Origin of the sequence: Cellulosimicrobium cellulans, from assembly GCF_001722485.1 — a bacterium.
In the GTDB taxonomy this organism is placed as follows: domain Bacteria; phylum Actinomycetota; class Actinomycetes; order Actinomycetales; family Cellulomonadaceae; genus Cellulosimicrobium; species Cellulosimicrobium cellulans_A.
In genome coordinates this window covers 1-1,062 of the sequence record NZ_LWGL01000348.1, presented here as the reverse complement: position 1 = coordinate 1,062, position 1,062 = coordinate 1, and the positions used below count along the sequence as shown (strand labels likewise).

Here is a 1,062-nt window from a genome sequence, read left to right as displayed (position 1 = left end):
GCCCGACCTGCCGCGCCCCGCGGGACCGCCGGCGTCGTCGCGCCGCAGGACCGGGACGCCCCGGCGGAGCTCCCTGTGATCGGTCCGGTGCCCCGGCTCCTGCGCGCGCTGGGCCGCTGGGCGCCGCGCCTCGACGGGCTCGACCCGCGCCGCGAGCTGCACGTGCTCGACCGGCTCGGGGGCACGTTCCTCGTCCCGGGAGACCACCGCTGGCCGACGGCGGTGGACGACCTCGGTGCCGCGGCGCCGTTCGGGCTGTGGGTCCGTGGCGCACCGGACCTCGCTGCTGCCTCACGGCGGTCGGTCGCCGTGGTGGGCGCCCGCGCGTGCACCGACTACGGACGCCACGTCACCGGCGAGCTCGCGACCGGCCTCGTGGGTCACGGCTTCACGGTGGTGTCGGGCGGCGCCTACGGGATCGACGCGATGGCGCACCGCGGCGCGCTCGCCGCCGACGGCGTCACGGTCGCCTTCCTCGCGGGCGGCGTGGACCGGCTGTACCCCGCGGGCAACGTCGACCTGCTGCGGTCCGTCGCCGCGTCCGGTGGGGCGGTCGTGTCCGAGGTGCCGCCGGGATCGGTGCCGAGCCGTGTGCGGTTCCTGCTGCGCAACCGGCTCATCGCGGCGTTCGCCGGGGCGACGGTCGTCGTCGAGGCGGCGTGGCGGTCCGGCTCCCTCAGCACCGCCTCGCGGGCGGCGGAGCTGTCCCGCCCGGTCGGTGTCGTGCCCGGTCCGGTCACGTCGATGGCGTCGTCGGGCTGCCACCGGCTCCTGCGCGACGGCGCCGCCGTCTGCGTGACGGACGCGGCGGAGGTCGCCGAGCTGGCCGGCGAGATCGGCCGCGACGCGACGCCTTCCGCGCCGTCGACGGGGCAGGACCGTCACGCGCCCCAGGACGGGCTCGACGACCTGGAGACCCGCGTCTGGGACGCCCTGCCGCTGCGCAGCGGGCGCCCCGTCGAGTCGGTCGCCCGCGCTGCCGGGCTCGCGGTCGCCGAGACGCTCGGCGCGCTCGGGCGGCTGGAGCTCACGGGTCTCGCCGAGCGCACGCCCGGCGGTTGG

Annotated in this window: 1 protein-coding gene; it reads left to right on the top strand. The window is 78.6% G+C overall.

Features of this window, described 5'->3' with window-relative positions; all coding sequences use genetic code 11:
- Positions 1 to 75: 75 nt before the first annotated feature.
- Positions 76 to 1,062: DNA-processing protein DprA (dprA, locus tag JZ5iCDA_RS17655; protein ID WP_069388253.1), on the top strand; the 987-nt coding region annotated here is incomplete at its 3' end.